The sequence below is a fragment of the Mesorhizobium sp. genome, assembly GCF_024509055.1.
Taxonomy (GTDB): Bacteria; Pseudomonadota; Alphaproteobacteria; order Rhizobiales; family Rhizobiaceae; genus Mesorhizobium.
Genome location: NZ_JANINM010000006.1, coordinates 39921 through 60893 on the forward strand (window position 1 = coordinate 39921; position 20973 = coordinate 60893).

Annotated in this window: 30 protein-coding genes and 1 riboswitch; of the genes, 18 read left to right on the top strand and 12 right to left on the bottom strand. The window is 63.9% G+C overall.

What is annotated here, in order from left to right; translation table 11 throughout:
• The first annotated feature begins 16 nt into the window (after positions 1 to 16).
• Positions 17 to 79: riboswitch (Fluoride riboswitch) on the top strand.
• 98 nt (positions 80 to 177) lie between these two features.
• The 3 genes from crcB (Q0L57_RS00435) to Q0L57_RS00445 are packed head-to-tail and all read left to right on the top strand — an operon-like array spanning position 178 to position 1356.
• Positions 178 to 570, top strand: coding sequence for a fluoride efflux transporter CrcB (gene crcB / locus Q0L57_RS00435; protein ID WP_296736246.1), 393 nt, complete (start codon positions 178 to 180; stop codon positions 568 to 570).
• A gap of 6 nt (positions 571 to 576) precedes the next feature.
• Entirely contained in the window at positions 577 to 1002 is a 426-nt protein-coding gene (gene crcB / locus Q0L57_RS00440; RefSeq protein WP_296736248.1) for a fluoride efflux transporter CrcB, read from the top strand.
• A gap of 15 nt (positions 1003 to 1017) precedes the next feature.
• Positions 1018 to 1356: a DUF190 domain-containing protein gene (locus Q0L57_RS00445; RefSeq protein ID WP_296736250.1), complete on the top strand. Its 339-nt coding sequence runs from the start codon at positions 1018 to 1020 to the stop codon at positions 1354 to 1356.
• Positions 1357 to 1371: 15 nt separating this feature from the next.
• Here Q0L57_RS00445 and Q0L57_RS00450 read toward each other — a convergent pair whose 3' ends face one another.
• Positions 1372 to 1578, bottom strand: a complete 207-nt coding sequence (locus Q0L57_RS00450; protein WP_296736254.1) for a hypothetical protein — start codon at positions 1576 to 1578, stop codon at positions 1372 to 1374.
• A gap of 176 nt (positions 1579 to 1754) precedes the next feature.
• Positions 1755 to 2177 carry a nucleoside-diphosphate kinase gene (ndk, locus tag Q0L57_RS00455; RefSeq protein WP_296736256.1) on the bottom strand — a complete coding sequence of 141 codons (423 nt, stop codon included), beginning with the start codon at positions 2175 to 2177 and terminating at the stop codon, positions 1755 to 1757.
• Between the two features lie 169 nt (positions 2178 to 2346).
• Here ndk and Q0L57_RS00460 point away from each other — a divergent pair, with 169 nt between their 5' ends.
• Positions 2347 to 2553 (top strand): hypothetical protein, encoded by a 207-nt coding sequence (locus Q0L57_RS00460; RefSeq protein ID WP_296736259.1) that lies wholly within the window; start codon positions 2347 to 2349, stop codon positions 2551 to 2553.
• On the opposite strand, the gene Q0L57_RS00465 is transcribed toward Q0L57_RS00460, so the two are convergent.
• Entirely contained in the window at positions 2550 to 2846 is a 297-nt protein-coding gene (locus Q0L57_RS00465) for a DUF1905 domain-containing protein (RefSeq protein WP_296736261.1), read from the bottom strand. The genes Q0L57_RS00460 and Q0L57_RS00465 overlap by 4 nt on opposite strands.
• Before the next feature lie 9 nt (positions 2847 to 2855).
• A complete protein-coding gene (locus tag Q0L57_RS00470; RefSeq protein WP_296736263.1) occupies positions 2856 to 3548 on the bottom strand; it encodes a glutathione S-transferase family protein in 693 nt (230 codons plus the stop codon).
• A gap of 53 nt (positions 3549 to 3601) precedes the next feature.
• Between Q0L57_RS00470 and Q0L57_RS00475 the strand changes: the two genes are divergently transcribed.
• From Q0L57_RS00475 to Q0L57_RS00485, 3 genes are all read left to right on the top strand, one after another.
• Entirely contained in the window at positions 3602 to 4114 is a 513-nt protein-coding gene (locus Q0L57_RS00475; protein WP_296736266.1) for a DinB family protein, read from the top strand.
• Between the two features lie 349 nt (positions 4115 to 4463).
• Entirely contained in the window at positions 4464 to 5054 is a 591-nt protein-coding gene (locus tag Q0L57_RS00480) for a hypothetical protein (RefSeq protein ID WP_296736269.1), read from the top strand.
• Positions 5055 to 5358: 304 nt separating this feature from the next.
• On the top strand, positions 5359 to 6150 hold the full coding sequence (locus Q0L57_RS00485; protein ID WP_296736271.1) for a GGDEF domain-containing protein: 792 nt from the start codon (positions 5359 to 5361) through the stop codon (positions 6148 to 6150).
• 17 nt (positions 6151 to 6167) lie between these two features.
• Here Q0L57_RS00485 and Q0L57_RS00490 read toward each other — a convergent pair whose 3' ends face one another.
• The gene (locus Q0L57_RS00490; protein WP_296736273.1) at positions 6168 to 6587 is read right to left on the bottom strand and encodes a hypothetical protein; all 420 of its coding nucleotides are present in this window, start codon (positions 6585 to 6587) and stop codon (positions 6168 to 6170) included.
• Positions 6588 to 6778: 191 nt separating this feature from the next.
• Here Q0L57_RS00490 and Q0L57_RS00495 point away from each other — a divergent pair, with 191 nt between their 5' ends.
• The gene (locus tag Q0L57_RS00495) at positions 6779 to 7588 is read left to right on the top strand and encodes a sterol desaturase family protein (RefSeq protein WP_296736276.1); all 810 of its coding nucleotides are present in this window, start codon (positions 6779 to 6781) and stop codon (positions 7586 to 7588) included.
• A 90-nt stretch (positions 7589 to 7678) separates the two neighbouring features.
• Here Q0L57_RS00495 and Q0L57_RS00500 read toward each other — a convergent pair whose 3' ends face one another.
• The 4 genes from Q0L57_RS00500 to Q0L57_RS00515 all read right to left on the bottom strand — a co-directional run bounded on the left by Q0L57_RS00500 (position 7679) and on the right by Q0L57_RS00515 (position 10773).
• Complete coding sequence (locus tag Q0L57_RS00500) at positions 7679 to 7972, bottom strand: DUF982 domain-containing protein (protein WP_296736279.1); 294 nt, start codon at positions 7970 to 7972, stop codon at positions 7679 to 7681.
• 122 nt (positions 7973 to 8094) lie between these two features.
• Complete coding sequence (locus Q0L57_RS00505) at positions 8095 to 8376, bottom strand: hypothetical protein (RefSeq protein WP_296736280.1); 282 nt, start codon at positions 8374 to 8376, stop codon at positions 8095 to 8097.
• 76 nt (positions 8377 to 8452) lie between these two features.
• Positions 8453 to 10534 (bottom strand): ATP-dependent helicase, encoded by a 2082-nt coding sequence (locus Q0L57_RS00510; RefSeq protein ID WP_296736282.1) that lies wholly within the window; start codon positions 10532 to 10534, stop codon positions 8453 to 8455.
• A 74-nt stretch (positions 10535 to 10608) separates the two neighbouring features.
• Positions 10609 to 10773 carry a hypothetical protein gene (locus Q0L57_RS00515; protein ID WP_296736285.1) on the bottom strand — a complete coding sequence of 55 codons (165 nt, stop codon included), beginning with the start codon at positions 10771 to 10773 and terminating at the stop codon, positions 10609 to 10611.
• A 125-nt stretch (positions 10774 to 10898) separates the two neighbouring features.
• Between Q0L57_RS00515 and Q0L57_RS00520 the strand changes: the two genes are divergently transcribed.
• The gene (locus Q0L57_RS00520) at positions 10899 to 11072 is read left to right on the top strand and encodes a hypothetical protein (protein WP_296736287.1); all 174 of its coding nucleotides are present in this window, start codon (positions 10899 to 10901) and stop codon (positions 11070 to 11072) included.
• A 276-nt stretch (positions 11073 to 11348) separates the two neighbouring features.
• Here Q0L57_RS00520 and Q0L57_RS00525 read toward each other — a convergent pair whose 3' ends face one another.
• Positions 11349 to 12317: a LysR substrate-binding domain-containing protein gene (locus Q0L57_RS00525; RefSeq protein ID WP_296736289.1), complete on the bottom strand. Its 969-nt coding sequence runs from the start codon at positions 12315 to 12317 to the stop codon at positions 11349 to 11351.
• Between the two features lie 114 nt (positions 12318 to 12431).
• Here Q0L57_RS00525 and Q0L57_RS00530 point away from each other — a divergent pair, with 114 nt between their 5' ends.
• The 5 genes from Q0L57_RS00530 to Q0L57_RS00550 all read left to right on the top strand — a co-directional run bounded on the left by Q0L57_RS00530 (position 12432) and on the right by Q0L57_RS00550 (position 15597).
• On the top strand, positions 12432 to 13265 hold the full coding sequence (locus tag Q0L57_RS00530) for a hypothetical protein (RefSeq protein WP_296736292.1): 834 nt from the start codon (positions 12432 to 12434) through the stop codon (positions 13263 to 13265).
• The gene (locus Q0L57_RS00535; RefSeq protein ID WP_296736295.1) at positions 13265 to 14215 is read left to right on the top strand and encodes a DMT family transporter; all 951 of its coding nucleotides are present in this window, start codon (positions 13265 to 13267) and stop codon (positions 14213 to 14215) included. The genes Q0L57_RS00530 and Q0L57_RS00535 overlap by 1 nt, the downstream gene beginning before the upstream one ends.
• A 5-nt stretch (positions 14216 to 14220) precedes the next feature.
• A complete protein-coding gene (locus Q0L57_RS00540; protein WP_296736298.1) occupies positions 14221 to 14430 on the top strand; it encodes a hypothetical protein in 210 nt (69 codons plus the stop codon).
• 357 nt (positions 14431 to 14787) lie between these two features.
• On the top strand, positions 14788 to 15231 hold the full coding sequence (locus Q0L57_RS00545) for a MucR family transcriptional regulator (RefSeq protein WP_296736300.1): 444 nt from the start codon (positions 14788 to 14790) through the stop codon (positions 15229 to 15231).
• Positions 15232 to 15279: 48 nt separating this feature from the next.
• On the top strand, positions 15280 to 15597 hold the full coding sequence (locus tag Q0L57_RS00550; protein WP_296736302.1) for a hypothetical protein: 318 nt from the start codon (positions 15280 to 15282) through the stop codon (positions 15595 to 15597).
• A 3-nt stretch (positions 15598 to 15600) separates the two neighbouring features.
• On the opposite strand, the gene Q0L57_RS00555 is transcribed toward Q0L57_RS00550, so the two are convergent.
• A complete protein-coding gene (locus tag Q0L57_RS00555; RefSeq protein ID WP_296736305.1) occupies positions 15601 to 15807 on the bottom strand; it encodes a hypothetical protein in 207 nt (68 codons plus the stop codon).
• 352 nt (positions 15808 to 16159) lie between these two features.
• Between Q0L57_RS00555 and Q0L57_RS00560 the strand changes: the two genes are divergently transcribed.
• Entirely contained in the window at positions 16160 to 18037 is a 1878-nt protein-coding gene (locus Q0L57_RS00560; RefSeq protein ID WP_296736308.1) for an ABC-F family ATP-binding cassette domain-containing protein, read from the top strand.
• 84 nt (positions 18038 to 18121) lie between these two features.
• On the opposite strand, the gene Q0L57_RS00565 is transcribed toward Q0L57_RS00560, so the two are convergent.
• Entirely contained in the window at positions 18122 to 18550 is a 429-nt protein-coding gene (locus tag Q0L57_RS00565; RefSeq protein ID WP_296736310.1) for a helix-turn-helix domain-containing protein, read from the bottom strand.
• A 130-nt stretch (positions 18551 to 18680) separates the two neighbouring features.
• On the opposite strand from Q0L57_RS00565, the gene Q0L57_RS00570 reads away from it, so the two are divergent.
• The 3 genes from Q0L57_RS00570 to merA all read left to right on the top strand — a co-directional run bounded on the left by Q0L57_RS00570 (position 18681) and on the right by merA (position 20959).
• On the top strand, positions 18681 to 19055 hold the full coding sequence (locus Q0L57_RS00570; RefSeq protein WP_296736351.1) for a mercuric transporter MerT family protein: 375 nt from the start codon (positions 18681 to 18683) through the stop codon (positions 19053 to 19055).
• 61 nt (positions 19056 to 19116) lie between these two features.
• Positions 19117 to 19425 carry a mercury transporter gene (locus Q0L57_RS00575; protein WP_296736312.1) on the top strand — a complete coding sequence of 103 codons (309 nt, stop codon included), beginning with the start codon at positions 19117 to 19119 and terminating at the stop codon, positions 19423 to 19425.
• Positions 19426 to 19516: 91 nt separating this feature from the next.
• A complete protein-coding gene (merA, locus tag Q0L57_RS00580) occupies positions 19517 to 20959 on the top strand; it encodes a mercury(II) reductase (protein ID WP_296736315.1) in 1443 nt (480 codons plus the stop codon).
• Positions 20960 to 20973 lie beyond the last annotated feature (14 nt).

The window sequence follows — 20973 nt, forward strand, 5'->3', positions numbered from 1 at the left end:
CGACCGCCTAGCTTCGCCAAAAAATGGGGATGGGGTTCCCCCAAAACCGCCCTTATGGGCTGATGACTCCTGCCAGGCGTGCTTGCGCGCGGCAGGATTTGTTTTTGCCGCCCGCATCGTGCCTGATCTCGGTGGGCGATTCCCTCGAGGGGATCGCATTGGAAAGGCATTGATGCGATGACCCTTGCGGCTTGCGCCCTGGTCCTGCTCGGCGGTTTCTTCGGCGGCATATCCCGCTTCTTCCTGTCCGGCCTCGTCGGCCGCAATGTCGGCGAGACCTTTCCGTGGGGCACGCTGATCGTCAACGTCTCCGGCGCGCTGGCCATCGGCGCCTTCGCCGGCGCCGCCCGCGCGGTCGGCGGCGTCTTCGCCAGCGATCTGGTGCGCGACCTGATCGTGGTCGGCCTGTTCGGCGGCTACACCACGGTCTCTTCCTTCTGCCTGCAGACGCTCAACCTCGCGCTCGACGGCGAAAGGCGGCTGGCCGCCTTCAACATTGTCGCCTCGGCGGCGCTCTGCGTGCTGGCCGTCGCGGCCGGCTTCTGGGCCGTCATGCGGATGGCGGGGTAGGGCGCAATGTCCGGAAATGAAAGGCAGGCATTGCGGCTCTACATGGCGGTCGGCTGCGGTGCCGCGATCGGCTCGCTGGCGCGTTTCCTGTCCGGCTACGTCATCGTCTCGGGGTTTGGCCTGAACGCGCTCTACGCCACCGCCTTCGTCAATGTCGTCGGCTCGTGGGTGATCATGTTCTTCGCCACGCTGACCCGTCCGGACGGCCGCCTGATGGTCGGGCCTGCCGGCCGCCAGTTCGTCACCGGAGGCTTCTGCGGCGGCCTCACGACCTTCTCGGCCATGAGCCTCGACACCTTCATTCTGCTTTTGGAGGGCGACCTCGGGCTTGCCGCGACCTATCTTGTCAGTGTGGTGGTGCTGTCGCTGGCGGCCGCCTGGCTGGGCTATCTCATGGCCGCCAGGCTGAACCGCCTGCCGGCCAGCACATGATCGCGGAGGAAGACCATGGAACTTCCCAGCCAGTGCGTGTTGCTCAGGATATTCTTCGGCGAGGACGACAGGTCTGCCGACGGCAGGCCGCTGCACGAGGCGATCGTCATGAAGGCGCGTGAGGCCGGCATGGCCGGCGCCACCGTGCTGAGAGGCCCGCTCGGCTTCGGCCGCTCGAGCGTGCTCCACACCGCCAAGATCCTGCGCCTGTCGCAGGACCTGCCCATCGTCGTCGAGATCGTCGACGCGCCGGAGAAGATCGACGCGCTGATCCCGCAGCTGAAGGCGCTGACCAACAGCTGCCTGATCACAAGGGAAAAGGTCGAGGTTATCCGCTACGGCGACGGCGACTGATCGGCTGCTGTCCGGTCAGCGTTTGCGCAGGCGCCGGCTGATCGCGTCCTCGTCAAAAATGCCGGCGGAAAACAGCTTCATGGCTTCGATGGCCAGATCCGACGCTTCCGGGCTGCCGGGGACAAGTCCTCGTTCCTCGCAGACCTCGTCATAGATACGCTTCAGCAGAGCGAGATCGCCTGGATAAGCGACGCCGCTCTTGGAAACATGCGGACTGATCATCGCATCCTCCGCTGGTGGGACGGAAGTCACGCAACAGATGCTCGCATAAACGGTGAGCGCCCATCGCCAACGGCGCAACCATAGGTGTTTCTGCCGGCTGCGCATTCACCCAGGTTAAAAAAGGCGGCCCCGGAAAATCCGGGGCCGCCTTCGTTTTCTATCGGGACTATACCGGCTCAGCCGACGATTTCGGTGTCCGAGAACCAGTACTTGATCTCCTGCGCGGCGGTCTCGGGCGCATCCGAGCCGTGCACCGAGTTCTCGCCGATCGACAGCGCGTGGACCTTGCGGATGGTGCCTTCGGCGGCGCTGGCCGGGTTGGTCGCGCCCATCACTTCGCGGTTCCTGGCGATGGCGTTGTCGCCTTCCAGCACCTGCACGATGGTCGGGCCCGACGACATGGATTCCACCAGCTCGCCGAAGAAGGGGCGTTCCTTGTGGACGGCGTAGAAACCTTCCGCCTCGCGGCGGCTCATCCACACGCGGCGCGATGCGACGACCCGCAGGCCCGCGTCTTCCAGCATCTTGGTGATGGCGCCCGTCAGGTTGCGCTTGGTCGCGTCCGGCTTGATCATGGAGAAGGTGCGTTCGATCGCCATAAGGTCGTCCTTGTTGGAGAGAGGAAATTGGAGTGGCGGGCTCTATACAGGCCGCTTCGCACCTTGCCAAGGGGAGGCGGCGTCTGGTCAACGGCCTACATTTGCGGGATAATTAGACGGCTGCGGGAGCTGAATACGGATACCGAGCCTCGCGGCGGACGCCGATGCGATGCGCAGGCCCTGTCTCAAAGACGGCGATTTTGCCGGCATTCTGCTCACGGCTGTTGTTCTCGCTTTGGCCGTCCTCGCGCTGCTCTTCTATCCTCCGCGCGGCGAGAATTTCGGCTTCGGCCCCGATTGGCAATGCGCGCGCATGGAGCGCGGCGATCCCATCTGCGTCAGGCTGATCAACAAGGACACGCAAAGTAGCCGCTAAAGCTCGACCTCGATGGTCAAAGTCGGCGCGTCACCGGCCTTGAGGTTCTCGCGCTGCCGCACTGCTGACTTGAGCGGCAGCAGCAGGCCGCCCGAGACCTTGTCCGGGAACAGGGAAGTGCTCCACCGGGTCTTGCCGATGACGACCGTGACCCCGAGCGAGCCCCAGGGCCTTGCCAGACCGGCCATCGCCATCTTGATCCGCGCGGCGAAGTCGGCCGGCAGCGTCACGAAATGCCAGCCGCCCTTGCCGGAATAGACCCAGATTTCGCCTTGCATCTCATAGCGCAGCATGGGCACAGATTACGCGGCGGCCGCCACCTCTCTTCCGATCCCGCCATGCAGGTCGAGGCAGCGCTCGAACCACTGCGCCACGCTGTCGGCGTCGTCGAGCAGCCGGTAGGGCGAGGCGACGCGCGCCCATTGCAGCGCTCCGAACACGATATAGTCGGCAAACAGCGGCGATGCGCCACCGATGAAGGGCTGGTAGGTGAGCGTCGAACGCAGCGGCTCCAGCGAGGCGCGGAAGGCGGCCAGGCCGGCGTCGCGGCCGGCCACCACCTCTTCCAGCCGCTTGCCCAGCCGCTGCTCGCGGCTCTCGCGGAAATAGGCGCGGTTCGTCTCGTCCTGCATCCGGTGCAGATCGGTGAGCGCCGCCGTCGTGACATAAGGATGGATGGTGAGTTGCGACCAGCGCTCGATGAAGCGCGCCGTCGCCTTGCCGCCTTCGCCGCCGAACAGCGTCGGCCGGTCGGGATAGGTCTCGTCGAGATAAAGCGCTATGGCGAAGGAATCCGCCACGACACGGTCGCCGTCGCGGATCACCGGCACCGTCTTCGACACGCCGCCTTCGACCTTGGGTACTTCCAGGAAGCGCGTCGGCACCTTGGTGGCGTCGAGCCCCTTGTGGGCCAGCGCCATCTTCGCCTTCCAGCAATGCGGGCTGAAGGGGCGTTGGGCGTCGTGGCCGACGAGATCATAGAACAGAATGGTCATTGCCGTTCCTGCGGTTTACGAAGAGCCGGGATTCGTTGCCAGCCGGGTGGATGATGAAACAGCATTTCATGATGTTTGCGGCCTATAATCAATGGGCCAACGGTCGCATCTACGACGCTGCCGCCAATCTCACCGAGGAAGAGCTCGACCGCGACGTCGGCGCCTTCTTCGGCTCGACGCTGGGCACGCTCAACCATCTGCTGGCCGTCGACCGCGTCTGGATGAAGCGCTTTACCGGCGAGGGCGATGCGCCCGCCAACACCGCGGCGATCCTCCATCGCGCGCTGCCTGGCCTGCGGCTGGCGCGTGAGGCGGAAGACAACAGGATCGTCGAGTGGCTGACGGCGATGAGCGAGAAGGCGCTCACCGGACGTTTCTCCTACCTGACCCTGCCGGACATGCGAACCGTCTCGCAGCGGCTGGCGCCGGCGCTCAGCCATTTCTTCAATCACCAGACGCATCACCGCGGTCAGGCGCATATGTGCCTCACCGTGCTCGGCCGGCCATCGGTGCCGCTAGACCTGACGCTGTTCCAGCGCTCGGAAGAAGGCCGCGCCTACGCCTGAACATCCCAGGAAAATGTGAAACGCCACGCTCGCGGCCAGTCGTATCGCGAGCAAGCGCCCAGCCGGCCAAGTCGTGTCGGCGATCGCGCCGTTCATCTCATGCAATCGCTTTCAACTCGTGGTCGAGTTTTCGTTGAGAAATTCAGTAGAACTTTAAATATTTAAGAAAAATCGCCTATCTTTTTAGAGCGCGAGTAAAAAGACCGAAAACTATGGATTGTACTGATTAAAAAAACAAAGAAACCAACATGAAGGCTGAATCGTAGCTCTCCGTGCACGTGCATGTATTTCAGGGGATATGCTCTGATGATGCAGCGCAGCAAATAATGTGTCCAAAGAGGAGAGTGTCATGTCTAGTATTCGTCAAAAAATCGCTAGAAGCCTAGTCAGTGGCGCAATTATCGCTATTTTCGCTGTACCGGCCAACGCGGCGGGCGGCATTGGCGTCGGTGTCGGTGCTTCTGTCGGCGGCGGCGGCGGTATTAACGCCGGTGTTGGCGCGTCGGTCGGCGGCAGCGGCGGCGTAAATGCCGGTGTTGGCGCCTCGGTCGGCGGATCGGGCGGCGTGAACACCGGTGTCGGGGCGTCCGTCGATGGCTCGAACGGCGTCGATGCGGGCGCCTCGGCTTCCGTCGGCGGCTCCAACGGCGTCAATGCCGGCGTCGGCGCCAATGTCGGCAACGGGATCGGCGCGGATGTCGGCGTCGGTGTGGGCAATGGCGTTGGTGCCGGTGTCGGCGTGGGTGTCGGCGCGACGCCGACCACTCCCGGCACGCCGACCACGCTTGGTACGCCGGTGGCTCAGCCTCCGGCTTCCATCGCCCAGATGTCGGGAGCGCAGCTCACGCGGATGAAAAAGCGCTGCCGGGACGTGCTTTCCAGCGAGGGCACCTATGACAGCGACCTGCGGGCGCTCTGCCTGATGATCTCGCGCCGCTGACGGCGATAGCGGTTCTGCCGGGAGTGTCGGACCAGCCGTGAGGCTCCGCGGCACTCTCCTACCGCGTCGTCGGTTTCCCCCGCGACCGGCGGCGCGCTGACCAGAGCCTCCGGCCAGTCGGAAAGCCTGCCACTGTTTCGTGGCGGGCTTTCTGATGTTCGGGAGCAAATACCGGGGAAGAAGGCCAGAGCCTTGCGGGACATCGATGCCGCAACGGTTAACCAATCTTGCATTGAAGCGAATGAATTAGGACTTCCTTTGCGCTCCCGCCTCAAGATAGGCCAGTTGCAGTGGGAGCAATGACATGCGCATCGATTTGTCCCCCACGAGTTGGGGCAGGGTCGTGGCGGTCACCGTCGCCGGTACTGCGTTCTTCATCGCCGCAGCCTTCTTCGTCGATTCGTTCAATTTTCCGTCGCTGTCGCCGCAGGCGCTGCGGTGGGCGGAACTCACCGACCTTTTCCTGCCTCTGATCCTTGGTGGGTCGTTCCTGTTCTTCCTGATGTGGAAAATGCGCCAGCTCGCCATCGCCCAGAAGGAACTCAGCATCGTCGCCGCGACCGATAGCCTTACGGCGGTCTTCAACCGCGGCGCCTTCTCGATGCTTGTCGAGGCCTATCTCGAACAGGCCCGCGGCCATACCGTCGCCGACACCGGCGCGCTGCTGATCGTCGACGCCGACCATTTCAAGTCGATCAACGACCGGCTCGGCCATGATTGCGGCGACGAGGCGCTCAAGCTGATCGCAAGGACGATCCAGGGCCAGCTGCACGGCGCCGACATCGTCGGGCGCATCGGCGGCGAGGAATTCGCGGTCTTCCTTCCGGGCGCCGATTCCGCGCGCTCGGTCCTGGTGGCCGAGACCATCAGGCGTCGCATCCGCGAAACCGAATTCGCTCCTGGCGGCCAGCCGTGTCCGCTCTCTGTCAGTATCGGCGGCGTCGCCTTCAGCGGCCCGACGACCTATCACTACATGTTCCAGGTCGCCGACAGGCATCTCTACAAGGCGAAGTCGAATGGCCGCGACCAGGTGAGTTTCGAGAGCCCGGGCCCGCGCGTCAAGGTTCCGGGCGACGCCGTTGGAACCGTTCACTGATCGGCTTCAGGCGCTGATCAGCGGTGGCCGCGGTTGAGCAGCGGGCGGTGCTGTCGGATCAACTGGCGCTCGACGTCGAGATAGGGCCTGATCAGGCCGGCCGCCGTCGGCATTGGCTCAGGCTGATGGATCACCGCCGTCAGCACCCCGTGCTCGGTAAGCAGGCCGAGCCATTTCAAGGCTTCCCATTTCGGTGTCGCGCCGCCTCGTCCGGCCAGGCTGCGGTTGATGTAGCCGGGATATGACAACAGGCGCTTGCCCGCCGACGGGCCGCAGGTGCCGATCCGCACGGGCTTGCCGTCGGCGGTGATCCAGGCATAGAGGGCCTCGCCGAGCTCGCACACCTGCGGGTCGGTTATCGTCACCCGGATCGACGATCTGTCGCGGCCGAGCCTCATTTCAGCCGCCGGCTTGAACTGGTCGCGATCGAGAAACATCCGCCCTTCCTGTTGCGCTCCCGCAAGCTGCACGGGCGGGGTGGATGTTCTGTGCTGTGTTTCACGCAGAGCCTGGAGAGTTTCACGGATTCAGGAAGTTTCACCGGCCCTGGGCGACCTGGAATATCAACGGTCCATTCATCCTTTGGCCGTTAACGTATGTGGCTTGGTTCAGCCGGTCCGCGAGAGAAATGTTCGATCTCATCGACTTCAAGGCGATGCTGATCGTCGCCCTCATCTTCATTCCGCTCGAGCAGCTGCTGCCGCTGCACGCGGAACAGCGGCTGACGCGCCGGCACTGGCTGAACGATGTCTTCTATCTCCTGTTCAACGGCATCGTCATCAGGTTCGGCCTGCTGATCGTGGTCGGGATGGCGATGCTGGTTACGGAGCGTCTCGTTCCCACCAGCCTCACCGCTACCGTCCAGTCTCAGCCGATCTGGCTGCAGGCCATCGAGGTTCTGCTGGTTGCCGATGTCGGCTTCTATCTCGCGCACCGCACCTTCCACGCCGTGCCGTTCCTGTGGCGCTTCCACGCCATTCACCATTCCATCGAGGAAATGGACTGGCTCGCCGCCCACCGCGTGCACCCGGTGGATCAGATCCTGACCAAGGCGGCCTCGATCCTGCCGATCTTCGCGCTGGGTTTTTCCGGCGAGGCGGTCCTGATCTACGTGCTGATCTACCACTGGCAGTCGGTGTTCATCCATTCCAACGCGCGCATCAAGTTCGGGCCGCTGAGATGGCTGCTGGCCTCGCCGCAGTTCCATCACTGGCACCACGCCAACGAACGCCAGGCCTATGACAAGAATTTCGCCGGCCAGCTGCCGTTCCTCGACCTCATCGGCGGCACCTTGTACATGCCCGACCGGATGCCCGCGAAATACGGTGTCGACGAACCTGTGCCGCAACTCTACCACCAGCAGCTTGCCTATCCTTTCACCGCCGGCGCGGAGCCGGTCTCCCCGCTGGCCGAGGCCTCGCCGGCCAAGCCGGATTGAGAAGCCGATCCGGGCTTCGATCCGCACCAAAAGCAAAAAGCCGTCGCGGATGCGTTCCGCGGCGGCTTCTTGCTGGGGAGGAATGAAGGCTCAGGCGGCGAAGCCGCGCGCCACCGGCTTGACCGAGACGATCGGCTGGTCCGAGGGCCACAGGACGCCGGCTGTCACCGCGAAGGTGATCAGCGCGTCGCGCGCCGCTTCGGCCGAGATTTCCCCGGTTCGCGCGGCCTCGCATGCCCTGACTGTCGCGCCGTAGCTGAGGCGGCGGCGTGACGGCGGGAATTCGGTCAGGAATTCGTGCATGTCGAACAGGGACGCAATCATGCGCTTGTGGCCGGCGCCGACGCTGATGGCGACCGGGGTGAAGAACATCCTGTCGTACATTTATCGCCTCTCGGGTTGATAGGGCGGGGCTCCGCCGGGGTAGGACGCCAGACAACGTGTCTTGCTACGAGAGGTTCCACGCGCCTCGGCTTTTGTTGGTGGCCCGTCCGCAGGTGCATCGGCTATTGTGCGGCGCTGTCGGTGCGCGTCACGATATAGTCCTTTGCAACGGTATCGGGACCGACCCTTCTGACGACACGCACGACGGCAACTTCGCTGCCGGGAACGATTCCCTTCGCCGGTTCGCACTTTCCTATCAGGCCGGTACCTTCGAGCCGTACGGGCAGGGCGGCATAGCATTCATCCATGCCAGCATAGACTGCCGGGTGCGCGTCCGACGCGTGGCAGGACTGCATGTCCGCGCTGCAGGTAAGCAGGATCATCGCCGCCGCCATCGGGTCCATCGTCATGCTCCTTTGAAGCGGAACAACGATATTTGCCGCCTTTGGTTGCCGCCAGCGTTGGACAGGGCCGCTCGGCCTATTTCCACATGCCGCGCATTCGCGCGCCGAGATCGACTTTGACGCCAGGCTTCTGGCGCGGGTCGTCCTTGATGGCCGCGCTTGCCCAGGAGCTTTGCTCGAAGGCCGGGAGCATCGAGGCCGGGATGAAGCGGGTGCGCGAGGCATAGACATGGCGGTCACCGCGCGCCGGCTGGTTGTGCGGGTAGAAGCGCTGCGGCACGAGAAGGTGCAGGCTGTCCTTCGCCCGCGTCATCGCCACATAGAGCAGCCGGCGCTCTTCCTCGATGTCTTCCTTGGTGCCGACGCCGAGATCGGCCGGGATGCAGCCGTCTACGGTGTTGAGCACGAAGACGTTCTTCCATTCCTGCCCTTTGGCCGAATGGATGGTGGACAGGATGAGGTAATCCTCGTCGCGATGCGGCGGACCGGCCTGGTCGCTGGTGGCGTCGGGCGGGTCGAGCGTCAGCTCGGTCAAGAAACGCTCGCGCGACGGATAGCCGGACGCGATCTGCTCGAGCTGCACCAGATCGGCCCGGCGGGTGATCGCGTCCTCGTGGATCCGCTCCAGATGCGGCTCGTACCAGAGCCTGATCCGTTCGAGGTCGGCCGGCCATTTCGGGCCGGCGCGCAGCCCGCTATAGATGTCGAGGAAGACCGGCCAGTCCTCGGCTGCGCGCTGCGGTGGCCGGAAGCGGGCAAGGCCGAGCGTCTCGTCGAGCGAGGTCGCCATCGCGTCGACGATCTGCGAGGCGGCGGAAGGACCGATGCCCGGCATCAATTGCAGCACGCGAAACCCGGCGACGCGGTCGCGCGGGTTCTCTGCGAAGCGCAGCATCGCCAGCATGTCTTTCACATGCGCGGCGTCGAGGAACTTCAGGCCGCCGAACTTGACGAAGGGGATGTTGCGGCGCGTCAGCTCGACTTCCAGCGGCCCGCTGTGGCTGGAGGTACGGAACAGCACCGCCTGCGCCTTCAACGCCGTGCCGGCCTCGCGCTCGGCGAGGATCGCCTGACAGACATAATTGGCCTGCTCGGCCTCGTCGCGCACGCTGACCAGCTGCGGCTTGTGCGATGACCGGCGTTCGGTCCACAGGTTCTTGGTGAAGCGCTCGCTGGCCTCGCCGATCACCCGGTTGGCGGCGGCCAGGATCGGCTCGGTCGAGCGGTAGTTGCGCTCAAGCATGACGATCTCGGCGCCTTGCGCGAACTGTTTCGGGAAGTCGAGGATGTTGCGCACTTCCGCCGCGCGGAAGGAATAGATCGACTGCGCGTCGTCGCCCACCACGGTCAGCCCGGCGCCGTCCGGCTTGAGCGCCAGCAGGATCGAGGACTGCAGCCGGTTGGTGTCCTGGTATTCGTCGACCAGCACATGGTCGAAGCGCGAGGAAAGATGCGCGGCGATCTCGGGCTCCGCCGCCATCTGCGCCCAGTAGAGCAGAAGGTCGTCGTAATCGAGCACGTTCTGCGCCTGTTTGGCCTCGACATACCGGGCGAACAGCTCCTTCAGCTGGTCCGCCCAGGCCGCGCACCAGGGAAAGGCGGAACCCAGCACTTCGCCCAGCGGCGCCTGCGCGTTGACGGCGCGGGAATAGATCTGCAGGCAGGTGCCTTTCGTCGGGAACCGGCTCTCGGTCTTCGAGAAGCCGAGTTCGTGCCGGGCGAGGTTCATCAGGTCGGCCGAATCCTCGCGGTCGTGGATGGTGAAGGCGGGATCGAGGCCGATCTGCTCGGCATAGTCGCGCAGCAGCCTCGCGCCGATGCCGTGGAAGGTGCCGGCCCAGGCGAGCGCGTCGGCGATGATCGCGGCGTCTCGTCCCAGCACCTCGCCAGCGATGCGCTCGACGCGCTTGGCCATCTCGGACGCCGCGCGGCGCGAAAAAGTCATCAGCAGGATGCGGCGCGGATCGGCGCCCTTGACGATGAGATGAGCGACGCGATGCGCCAGCGTGTTCGTCTTGCCCGAACCGGCGCCGGCGATCACCAGAAGCGGCGCGGCCACCTTGCCGTCGCCATGCACCACCGCCAGCCGCTGCTCGTCGTTCAGCCGGGCAAGGTAAGCGGGCGCCTCGAAGGACGAATCACGGGCGGCGATGTTCATCGCCCATCAAGCATCGTTTCCGCTTTGTTCGCAACGGGGATATCGGGAGATGTCGCCGAAGGTTGGCGCGGCTGTTAGCGCCTCGGCGCCACGCCCATTGCCGTCGACTGGCGCCGCAGCGCTCGCCGTTCGCAAGGCATGTCCAGTGGCGCGACGTCGCCGGGCACTTCGTCGATGATCCTCACGGCGACGCGATAGGCGGTGTATGCGAACAGGCCCGTAAGCAGCAGGCGTATCATGATCGTCTCCTCGCGAGGTTCCTCGGTTCGCATGTCAACCGGGACTTGGGCCATTGGTTCCCGCCGGCGCAACCAAAGCGCTGCGCCATCGTTGCCCAAACGAATGCGAACGAGAGGAGGTCGTCATGATGAAACTTCCCTTGCTACTGGCCCTGGCGGCAGGGCTCGAGCTCGCCGCCTGCGACAACAGCACGCCGCCGACCAAGGCGCCTGCCGACCAGAACCCGCAGGTCGACAAGAATCCCGTGCCGAAATCGACGACCGGCGGCGATCAGCCTGGCACACCGCCTAAGCAATGACGAGATCGGTTCAAACCGCGATCGCCGCAGGCCGAGAACCGCCGCGGCACAGAAGAAGGCCGGCGCTGCTTGGGAGGAAGCTGGAAGCGCCGGCCAAGCGGGAAAATCAGGCCCGCCGCACAAGTCAAGATAGCTGAGTCTTGCCGCCACGTCATGGTGCGATCGCGCTAGCCGGCTATCGACGCAACCGGGCGTACAAGTTTCGAAAGCCTGCGTCTTTCAAGGATCGATCGGATTTTCGCGGTGGAAGAGCGACACCCGGTAGGCGCCGATGTCTCACGCCATCGCAGAGCGGCCCAGCTGTCCGCCGGCGATCTCCAGGTCCAGCTGGCGCTGCGTCAGCGCCGCCTCGGCCATGATCCACTGCTTGAAGAACTCCACCTTGCGGGCGCCCAGCACCTTCATGGGGCTGACGAAGTACCAGCCGGCGGTGTTGGGATGGTGGACAGCGAAGGGCGCCACCAGCCGCTCGGCGCGGATGTCGCTTGCCATATAGGCACGGTTGGCGACGGCAAAGCCCATGCCGGCATTGGCCGCCTCGTAGGACATCATGCAGGAATCGAAATAGATGCTCTTGGTCTCGCCCAGCACGAAGCTCGCGCCTGCAAAGCCCAGCCACGATTGCCAGTTCTGGGTGCAGGTATCGGAGTGGAGCAGGGTGAAATATCTGAGGTCTTCCGGCGTCACCTTCGAAAGCGGCTTGTCGCCCAGCACCTCGTAGTACAGCTTGCGGCTGCACACCGGCGTCAGGTCTTCCTTGAACAGAAGCTCCGAATTGAGGCCCGGAAAATTGCCGTCGCCATAGCGGATCTCAAGGTCGTATTCCGAGGTCGAGAATTCATGCGTGGCGTAGGATGTCGAGACCCGCATCTCGATGTCGGGAAATTGCCGCTGGAAGGCCGAGAGCCGCGGAAACAGCCAGCGCGCAGCGAATGTCGGCAGCACGCAAATCCTCAAGACATGTGCCTGCGACTGGCCCGTGGCCTCCATGCTGGCCGCCACGATGCGCTCCAGCGCCTCGCGCACCCGCGCCACATAGGTCTCGCCTTCCGGCGTCAGCGACACCGCATTGCCGCCGCGCTGGAAGATCTTGAAGCGCAGCTGGTCTTCCAGGCTCTTCACCCGCTGACTGACCGCGGAAGCTGTGATGAACTGCTCTTCGCCGGCACGCGTGAAGTTCTTGTGCCTGGCGGCGCTCTCGACGATTTTGAGCGAGTTGAGGTTGACCTGACTGAGCAGACGCACGGGGGTTTCGACCTTAAGCCTGGCTTACGCTAGCACCAGCATTCCTAAATTTACAGAGGGAGGCGAATTAATCGACTGTTTACCAAGTGTTGCCCCCACCTTGGAGAAAGTAGAATGAACGCCCATACAATTCCCGAACTGCGCTACGCGATGAGTCGTGAAGCCATCATCGGCCATGATACGGCGTGGAAAGTGTCGAGCTTCGGCGTCGCCCAGTATCTTCACGGCTACGACCCGCAGCTTCTTGCGGCGATCGAGGAGGCGGCGCTCAAGCTCAAGGCCAGCCACGCCGTGCACAAGCATCTCGACCTCACCTTCATCACCGGCGCCGACCGCTACATCCCTGAAATCAAGGAGCTTCTCAACGACAAGCTGCGGCTGGAGCGGCTGTCCGACATGATGGGCACCAAGCTTGAACCCTATCCGCTGTCGATCGTCGGCTCGACGGTCACCTTCATGAACCCGAAAGACGGCGCCGTGGAATGGCACTGCGATGGCGTTCCGGTGACCGAGCTCGTTCCGCTGTCGATCAGCGATCCTCTGATCGGTGGCCATCTGGAGATCTATTGCGACGATTCTGAGACAGGCAGGGCGATCCTCGAATCCGGCCGCGATCTGCCGCGCAACAAGGTCATGCGCATCGATCACAAGATGAACTACGCCACGCTCGGACAGTTCCTCGGCGTGCTGCATCGCACGGCGCCGATCCAGCTCGGCGAGCGCGTCACGCTGGTGCTCAACCAGCGCTCGGCGACCAAGCCTTATGTCGACGACAACCGCATGTTCTACCTCGCCGCCGACAACGATCAGGACCGCGCCTGGGTGAACGAGCTCGCCGACGACGTCTGGACGAACCAACTGCCCGCCTACCGGCGCCATGCCGAGGAACATCCGGTGCCGAACCCGGCCGTGGATCCCGTCTCGGGCGGAGCAAGGGAGTCGTGGTGATGCGCCACGACCCTGCCGAGCGCCAGCTGCCTTCGCTGAGCCTCGGCCCGGTCATGGAGGGAAAACGGGCTGGCACCGCCTTAGGTGCGGCGCTGGCCTTCGCCTTCGGCGCCGTGGCGTTGTGGGCGACCAACGCGCTGGTCGGCAAGACCTTGCTTGCCAGCCATCCGGTGTCCGAGGTGCAGTTCCTGCAGTTCTGCGGCGCCGCCCTGGTCTTTGCGCTGATAAGGCTGATGAGCGGCAGCTCTCCTTCTCTCCCGCAAGAGGAGAAGGGCAGCGCTGCGCTCGCCTACATCGTCGGCTTCATCGGCCTTGTCGGCACCATGGTGCTGCAATACGTCGCCTTTGCCTCGATGCCGGTGATCGAGGCCAATCTGGTCGCTTACACCTGGCCGCTGATGGTCGCCGCCGCGATCATCCTGCTCGACCGCCCGAAGCGTCCGTTGCTGCTTGGGGTGACCGCCGCGCTCGGTTTCGCTGGCGTGGCGCTGGTGATTTCCGGCGGGCGCGCCCATGCCTGGTTCGAGGGGGGCAGCCTCGCCGGCTGTGCCGCCGCCTTTGGCTCGGCCCTCTGCATGGCCTTCTATTCGATCGCCGTCGGCCGGCTTGCCGTGCCGCCGGACCGTCTTTTGCTGCCTTCGGCGGTGATCGGCGTGGCGCTTACCTTCGCCTGGTGCCTGCATGACGGCGCCGCCGGCCTGTCGGGCGTCGACCTCCTGCTCGGCCTTTACCTCGGCGCCGGCCCGATGGGGCTCGGCTATTATTTCTGGTCGCGGGCGTTGAGCCTCGACCAGGGCGGCAGGCTTGCTGTCGTCGCCTATCTGACACCGATCGCGTCCACGCTGTTGCTGGCCCTGTCGGGCGAAAGCCTGTCGACGACTGCCATTGCCGGCGCGGTCCTGGTCATTGGAAGCTGCATCGCGGTGGGCATAGAACGTTCGGAGGCTTGAGAACCATGCTTGACGAGGACGAACGCCGCGCCAGACAGGAAGCGCACTGGCTGCTCAGGGAATTCGGCGTCGAGGCGTCGCTCTATGCCGCCATGAAGGCCGAGAAGGCCATCGAGCAGAAGGATTTCGGCCGTTGTGCGCGCTGGAAGCGGGTGCTGGAAATCCTTGCCGACAGAGGTCCGGTGGAGATCGGGCGCGGTGCGGCCGCGAAATGAGCGGCTGGCACCAGGGGCCACGAATCAGGCATGATCGTCCGGCAGTGCGCGAATGCGCGGGTCCGGTGCCGGTTTCGGCGTTGCACTTCGATTTTGGAGCAACTGCGCGCTAAAGTCGAAGTGCAGTTGTGTCTTTTGCCGCTTCTTAAAGGCTAAAGACGCTATATTGCACCTGTTTCAGGTATTAGAATTCCTAACTTGCGTGACCGCGACCCGCGGTGAAAACATCCCTCCGGTATTGAGTCTCGTGCGTTTACTGACTCTGGACGGTCCGTTGGGGGACAAGGTCCAATACGATACCTAGACCAAAGTCTTGAAAACAGCTGGTCACTTCAGAGCCAGCAGAGGGTGAAAAAATTGTCCAATATCGATGACAAGACCGCAATCGAACTGACCGCAGACATTGTCTCGGCCTATGTCGGCAACAATCCGCTTCCGGCGTCGGGCCTGCCTGATCTGATTGCCAGCGTCAGCGCCTCGGTGCGCAAGCTCGCCGGCACAGGCGTCGTCGTGGAAGCCACGCCGCTGACGCCGGCCGTCAACCCGAAGCGCTCGGTGTTCCCCGATCACATCATCTGTCTCGAGGACGGAAAGAAGTTCAAGTCGCTGAAGCGGCACCTCTCGACCGACCACGGCCTGACGCCGGACGAATACCGCGCCAAATGGGGCCTGCCCGCCGACTATCCGATGGTGGCGCCGAGCTATTCGGCCACCCGCTCGGCACTGGCCAAGTCTTCCGGCCTCGGCCGCAAGCCCGCCGCCGCCGATGCCGGCAAGGCCAAGCGCAAGCCCAAGGCCTGACCCGTCAGGGCAGTGGTGACCATGGCGCACCGTGGAACGGAGCATGCCGTGCCGTCGATTTCGCGCGACCAGACGTCGGCGCTCCTCGGCTTGCGCCGCCGCGTCGCCACCCAGTCAGGCGTGGACGCGGGCGAGGGGGTGAGTGCGCGGCGCGTCCTCTTCCTTGCCATCAGGCCGGTCGGTGACCTGAATACCGCGCTGGATGCGCTCGATGCATTCGAGCGCGCCATCGTGGAAGACGATAACCGGCTGGTGGTGGAGGCGCGCAGGCTGAAATGCCTCGCCATCCTGGACCGCATCATCGAGCAATCCCAGGAAAAGCGCGAAACGGTCTTCCGTCCGCAATTGCGCCTGATGGGCAGGTAGCAGTCAGTCCTGGGATCCGGGCAGCGTGGCCGGCTGAGCGCCCTTGCGCCCGGAATCCTGATCGGCCGCAAGATTGTCGGCCTCGAGCGCCGTCATCTCCAGGAAATAGACAAGCATCTGGTAGCGCGTGCGCGGAAGCATCTTCGCCAGCTTGCGTGTAATCTCCGCGACGTATCTCAGCGTGCGCAGATCGTTGGCCGCGCCGTCCATCGTGAACTCCTGATCGATCAAGTTATTGTTGGCGCCTAACGCGACTCATAGCGCATGGGTAAGTTCGCAGGATCGCGGTAAAAGTGAAATCAATTTTCGGTAAGCATCACTGTTGGACTAGAACATTTTGGTACTTTTTCTGGTGGTATCGGCGACTGCAACCATAATATAAGCTGAGGTGGAACTTGTGGTTGTCTTGCTTCGCCAGTTTGATTGTCCGCCAGGGAAAGATGGGCTGCCTCGCTGAGGAAGCCGGAGAGGACCGGCGCGGTATCCGCGGCCGGGCCGGCGCGGAACAGCGCAAGGCCGCTGGCTCTTGCGAAGCGGCGACGTCCCGTGCAAAAGCCCGGCCATGCTTATCATCAACGACCTCTCGCTGCGCATGGCGGGGCGCCTGCTTCTCGATCATGCCTCGCTGACCCTGCCGGCCGGCACGAAGGCCGGCCTCGTCGGACGCAACGGCACCGGCAAGACCACGCTGTTCAAGGCGATCACCGGTGATTTCCCCTCCGAGACCGGCTCCATCAGCCTGCCCAGGAACACCCGCATCGGCCAGGTGGCGCAGGAGGCACCGGGCACGGAGGAGCCGCTGATCGAGATCGTCATGAAAGCCGATGGCGAACGCTCGGCGCTGCTTGAGGAAGAAAAGACCGCCACCGACGCTCACCGCATCGCCGAGATCCATACGCGTCTCGCCGACATCGACGCGCACTCAGCGGAGTCGCGCGCGGCCACCATCCTTGCCGGCCTCGGCTTCGACGACGCCGCGCAGAAGCGTCCCGCTTCGTCCTTCTCCGGTGGCTGGCGCATGCGTGTGGCGCTCGCGGCCGTGCTCTTCTCCGAGCCCGACCTGCTGCTGCTCGACGAGCCGACCAACTATCTCGACCTCGAAGGCACGCTGTGGCTGGAGAACTACGTCTCCAAGTATCCGCACACGGTTCTGCTGATCTCGCACGATCGCGACTTGCTCAACCGCGCCGTCAACTCGATCGTCCACCTCGACCAGAAGAAGCTGACTTTCTGGCGCGGCGGCTACGACCAGTTCGAACGCCAGCTGACCGAACAGCGCGAATTGCAGGAAAAGGGCCGCATCAAGCAGGAAGCCGCCCGCAAGCATATGGAGTCCTTCGTCGAACGCTTCCGCGCCAAGGCTTCAAAGGCCAGGCAAGCCCAGTCGCGTATCAAGGCGCTGGAGAAGATGAAGCCGATCGCCGCGATCGTGAACGACACTGTGCGGCCGTTCTCCTTCCCCGAGCCGGTGAAGACGGTGGCCTCGCCGATCGTGGCGCTCAACGGCGTCAATGTCGGCTACACCGAAGGCCAGCCGATCCTGAAGAAGATGACATTGCGCATCGATGCCGACGATCGCATCGCGCTGCTCGGCGCCAACGGCAACGGCAAGTCGACCTTCGCCAAATTGTTGTCGGGTCGGCTGAAGCAGGAAACCGGCACCATGACGGTGGCGCCCGGGCTGAAGGTGGCGATCTTCGCCCAGCACCAGCTCGACGATCTTCGGCCGGAGGAGAACGCCTATGAGCATGTGCGCCGGCTGATGCCGGACGCGCCGGAAGCCAAGGTTCGCGCTCGCGTCGCCCAGTTCGGCCTGGCCACCGAGAAGATGAATACCGCGGCGAAAGACCTGTCCGGCGGCGAGAAGGCGCGGCTTTTGATGGGCCTGTCGGCCTTCGAGGGGCCGAACCTCTTCATCCTCGACGAGCCGACCAACCATCTCGACATCGACAGCCGTGAATCGCTGATCCATGCGCTGAACGATTTTCCGGGTGCGGTCATCCTGATCTCGCACGACCGGCATCTGCTCGAAGCGACGGCCGACCGGCTGTGGCTGGTCAAGGATGGCGCGGTCAATCCCTATGACGGCGACCTCGAGGACTACAAGACGCTGGTGACCGGCGTCTCCTCCAACCGCCGCGAGCAGAAGGAGGCGGACAAGGCGTCCAAGGCCGATCGCCGCCGCGAAGCGGCCCAGCGCCGCGCCGCGATGGAGCCCTTGGCCAAGGAAATCCGCGCCACCGAAGCGCTGATGGACCGTGTCCGCAAGCGCATCGACCTCATCGAGGACGAGCTCGCCAATTCGGCGATCTACGAAAAGGATCCCTCGACCGCGACGCGGCTTGCCAAGGAACGCTCGCAGCTGGCGGCCACGCTCGCCCAGAACGAGGACAAGTGGCTGACCATGTCAGCGGAGTATGAGGAAGGGATCGCGGAGTAGGGGAGCCGGCGAGCGAGAGAGAAATCTCGCCTTCGTTCCCCTGTCGCCACGGGCAGGATCTCCCCTCGGTAGGCGATCAGCTGACTATCTGGCCCCGCCAGCCGGCCGCATCTCGAACAGCGCATCGATGATGGGACACTCCGGAACCTGATCCGCGGTGCATTGCGCGGCCATGTCCGACATCACCCGCTCCAGGCGCCGCAGGTCTGCGATCTTCTGACGAATATCCCTGATATGTCCGACGGTGAGAGCATGAACTTCGCCGCAGGTGTAGGAGTGTCCGTCGACCAGATGAAGAAGGCCACGCAACTCATCGAGGCTGAAGCCAAGCTCCCGGCCACGGCGAATGAAATGCAAGCGCCTGACATGTTCAGCCTCGTAGATCCGGTATCCGCTCGCGCGTCGCGCTGGCGCCGGCATCACCCCGATCTTCTCGTAATAGCGGATCGTCTCGATGTTGACGCCGCTGCGTTCAGAGAGAACGCCTATGGAAAGCCCGTCACTCATCTTCATGCTCGGCCTCACTCACACGTGATGAATCCGTGCTTGACCCTGTAGTCACTACAGACTGCATGCTCACCATAGATCAATTTCCGGAGTGAGTTCAATGACGGGTCGAGCCAAGCCAACGGCGCAGCCAGACATGGTCGCGTCACCCGCGCCATCGCGCTTTGACGGGGCTGTCCTGCTTTCAGTCGCCGGCATCCTGGCGGCGCTTGGCGCGGCGAGCTGTTGCGTGGTGCCGTTCACCCTGTTTCTTGCTGGCGTCAGCGGCGCGTGGATCGGCAACCTGACGGCTCTTGAACCGTACCAGCCGGTTTTCGCAACGGCTTCGTTGGCGTTTATTGGTTACGGGGCCTGGCGCGTCTACCGAAAGCCCAAGGTCGCCTGCGCCGATGGCTACTGCGCCACGCCGCGTTCGGACCGTGTTGCAAGAGCGGGCCTCTGGATCGCGGCGATATTGGTCATCGTCGCGGTCGGGTTTCCCTACGCCATTCGCTACGTTCTCGTCTCCTGAGCGCCGGGCATGACGGCCGCCCGGACCACGTCACCGTCAACTTCCCGAAAGGATATCCGAAATGAAAACGTATCTTGGCACCGTTCTCGCTTTTTGCCTGTTGCTCGCGCCGGCCGCCGCCCGAGCGGCGGACGCCAAGGTCGCGCTCGACGTTCACCACGCCGGCTGCGTGTTGTGCGGTCCTATCGTCAAAAGCACTTTGGAGCACGTCAAGGGTGTGTCCTCGGTCACGGTCAGCCAGCCCGACGGCATGGCCGACGTAACGGCCGTGGTGACATATGACGACAGGCAGACGTCGCCCGACGCGCTGATCCAGGCAACGACCGCTCAAGGGTATCCGGCCGACATTGCGAACAGGACGAGCGGCTGATGGGCTGCGGCGCCAAGGGCTTCCATTGTCTTGATGTTTTGAAGCGCTCAGGGCTGCTTCGGAGCGTCCACCAGGAAGAAGGCTGAACCAAATGCATGAGGCTTGTTGTTGCCCGGTTCCGGGCAAAATCGGCGGCAGGTACGATATTATCGTTGTCGGCGCCGGTTCCGCTGGCTTCTCGGCGGCGCTTACAGCCGCAGAGCAAGGTGCGCAGGTGGCTCTTGTCGGGCACGGCACAATCGGCGGCACCTGCGTCAACGCCGGCTGCGTGCCCTCGAAAGCGCTGATCCGCGCCACTGAGGCGGTGCATCGTGCGAATGCCGCGCCTGACCGGTTCAGCGGTATCGAAGGTGGCGCCCGCATCGTCGATTGGCCCGCTCAGATCGCCCAGAAGGACGCTCTGGTCGCCGACCTGCGCCAGGCGAAATACGCCGACCTTCTCCCGGAATACAACAACATAGTCTATCGCCAAGGCCGGGCGCGGCTCGTCGATGACGGCATCGATATTGATGGGCAGCGCGTCGTCTCGGAGCGCGTCATCATTGCGACGGGTGCGCGGCCAACCTTGCCGGCTATTCCAGGCCTCGCGGGCGTCGCGGCGCTCGACAGCGCCTCGGCTTTGTCGCTGAATGAGCTGCCGCGATCCATCATCGTGCTCGGTGGCGGCTATGTCGGCGCCGAGTTCGCACAGATTTTCGCGCGAGCCGGAGTTGCCGTGACGTTCGTCTTCCGCAGTCGTCTCCTGCCGCGGGCCGAGCCGGAGATCAGTCATGCGCTGGCGGGTTATTTGACCGATGAAGGGATCACGGTTGTCTGCGACCTGAGCTATGAATCCATCAGCAAGACGGATGATGGCCGCGTAGCGGTCGCGATCATCAAGGACAGCCGTTCCGACATATTGATCGCCGATCGGATCCTGGTTGCGACGGGGCGCACGCCAAATACTGCAGGCCTCGGCCTTTCCGAGGCGGGCGTCGCGCAGGACGATGCCGGCGCAATCATCGTCGACGACCGCATGCGCACCTCGAAGCCGGGCGTTTATGCGGCAGGGGATGTCACCGGCAAGGACCAGTTCGTCTACATGGCTGCCCACGGCGCCAAGCTCGCCGCCAAGAACGCCTTGAACGGCGACAGCCTGCGCTACGAAAACACGACAATGCCCGCCATTGTCTTCACGGACCCCCAGGTAGCCAGTGTCGGGCTGACCGAGGTGCGGGCCCGCGCGGCTGGCCATGTCGTGCGAACCTCGGTGCTCTCGCTCGACAATTTGCCGCGTGCACTGGTCGCCCGCGACACCAGGGGGCTGATCAAGCTTGTCGCGGATGCGGCGACCCGCAAGCTGCTGGGAGCGCATATCCTGGCGCCTGAGGGCGCGGACAGCATCCAGACGGCGGCGCTCGCCATTCGTTGCGGCCTCACCATCGATGACCTTGCGGAGACGATCTTTCCATACCTCACGAATGTGGAGGGGTTGAAGCTCGCGGCTCTGGCGTTCGATAGGGATGTGACGAAACTGTCCTGCTGTGCCGGCTGATGGCGAAGCGGCTG